Origin of the sequence: Thermogemmatispora sp. (assembly GCF_019683755.1) — a bacterium.
GTDB lineage: Bacteria > Chloroflexota > Ktedonobacteria > Ktedonobacterales > Ktedonobacteraceae > Thermogemmatispora.
In genome coordinates this window covers 1-2,029 of record NZ_JADGHT010000536.1, presented here as the reverse complement: position 1 = coordinate 2,029, position 2,029 = coordinate 1, and the positions used below count along the sequence as shown (strand labels likewise).

2 protein-coding genes are annotated in these 2,029 nt (G+C 59.0%); both read left to right on the top strand.

All coding sequences use genetic code 11. The features are described from left to right. The first annotated feature begins 67 nt into the window (after positions 1-67). Entirely contained in the window at positions 68-1,306 is a 1,239-nt protein-coding gene (locus IRZ24_RS19705; protein ID WP_297168318.1) for a VWA domain-containing protein, read from the top strand. Between the two features lie 143 nt (positions 1,307-1,449). Further along, on the top strand, positions 1,450-2,029 hold a 580-nt coding region (locus tag IRZ24_RS19700), incomplete at its 3' end, for a zinc-ribbon domain-containing protein (RefSeq protein ID WP_297168315.1).

Genomic DNA, 2,029 nt, shown 5'->3' with positions numbered 1-2,029 from the left:
GTGGTCTTTGTACGTTGAACACTATGATATACTGAAGGCTGCCACCAATGAAAGGAGCTGATAGACTATGCCTGGTGAGGTAGTGCTGGCGTATCAGCTAGGGAAGGACTACATGCCGGTCACCGGTGGGAGCCAGCTCGCCTATGTTCTGCTGGAGGCCAAGCCCACCGAGATGATGGCCCAGGTCCGTCTGCCCCTGAACTTTGCCCTGGTCTTGGACCACTCTGGTTCCATGAAAGGGGCCAAGCTACACAACGTCAAAGAGGCGGTCAAGATGGTCATTGACCACCTGGAGCCGACCGACTACGTCTCGGTGATTGTCTTTGACGACACAGCCCAGGTGATTATTCCCTCGATGCCGGCTCAGGACAAGGTTGGGATGAAGGCGGCCATCGATCGCATTCGCGACGGCGGCGGCACCACTATGTCGCTGGGCATGATTCAGGGCCTCAACGAATTGCGGCGCTATAGCTTTCCGAACACCGTCAATCGCATGATCCTGCTGACGGACGGGGTCACTTACGGTGACTCGGATCGCTGCCGCCAACTGGCACGCGAAGCAGCGGCGGCAGGGATCGCCATCTATCCGCTGGGCATCGGGCAAGACTGGGATGAGAACCTGCTTGACGACATCGGCCAGCTCAGTGGTGGCATGCCGGCGGAGTTCATCAGGAATCCCGCTGACGCTATGAGCATCTTCCAGCAGCAGGTCCAGAGCGCGGTCGCCGTGGCTGTACGCAACGCTGTTCTCACCTTACGCTTGCCAACAGGCGTCACACCAAAAAAGGCCGTTAAAGTATTGCCGATTATCAGCGATTTTGGACAATCGGTGCTCTCAGATCGCCAGGTGGTGATCCCGCTGGGCGACCTGGAGAAGGAGACACCGCAGGCCGTGCTGGTCGAATTGCTCATTGATCCGCGCCCGGCAGGCCTCTTCCGTATCGCCCAGGCCGAGCTGTCCTACGATGTGCCCATCGCCAATCTGGTGGGCGAGCGTATTCGTGAAGATATTAAGGTAACCTTCACTACTGACCCGAATCTAGCGGCGCAGGTGAACGCGCGCGTGATGAACTTCGCCGAGAAGGCTAATGCTCAGCGCCTTGTCACACGCGTGTTGGATGAGTACAAGCGGACCGGCAAGGTGACAACACGCCTGGCTCCTAACGTGACACGCATTCTTGACGAAGAGACTCAAGCAGCACTTGAGCAGATCAGCAAAGGTCAGCAAATCTCTCAGGAGCAGGTCAAGTCGATCGGCAATAAGACGAGAAAGCTCACACAACGCCTGGACGACATTCTGCCCTGATAGTACGCGACAGAGCAGAAAGAACCAGCAGAAAGGCACGGGAGGATTGACTGAAGGTGCCCGCCACCTGCGCCACCGACGCGCGCAGAGGCGAGAAGGCGTGCTTCAGGGGAAACACCGGATTTGAGGAGGAGAGTAGAATTATGCCAGTGTATTGTTCGCTGGGTCATGAGAACCCGGATGGTTCGGCTTTTTGCGACGAATGCGGTGAGCCGTTGAGCGCGGTGGCACCAGCGGCGCCGGCGGCTTCAGCGCCGGCGGCCCCCGTTGCTCCTAGTGGAGCCGCGCAGCCAGGCATGCAAACCTGCCCCTCATGTGGCGCGCAGAACCCTCAAGGCGAGGCTTTCTGCTCTAACTGCGGCGTGAGCTTGCTGGGAGCGCCCGCTGCGGTGAGTGCTCCAGTCCCTCCAGTAGCTCCAGCAGCTCCAGCGGCGCCCTCAGCACCGGCCACGTCGACCCCTGCTCCCGCAGCAGCTCCTGCGCCGGCAGGTTCCCCTCTGCGCGCCCGGCTGATCGTGGAGGCGGACAACCAGGAGTTCGATATCAGCGGGAAGGATAACATCTTGATTGGCCGCGAAGATGCGGTCAGTAACATCTTTCCCGACATCGACCTCACGCCTCACGGCGGCGAAGAGGGAGGCGTTTCGCGCATGCACGCACGCATCTTTATCCAGAATGGACAGTATATGATCGAAGATGAGAACAGTACGAACTATACCTTCT

Bases quoted from the DNA above. Each gene is read 5' to 3' on its own strand.
- IRZ24_RS19705 (WP_297168318.1), top strand. From the start codon at position 68: ATGCCTGGTGAGGTAGTGCTGGCGTATCAGCTAGGGAAGGACTACATG.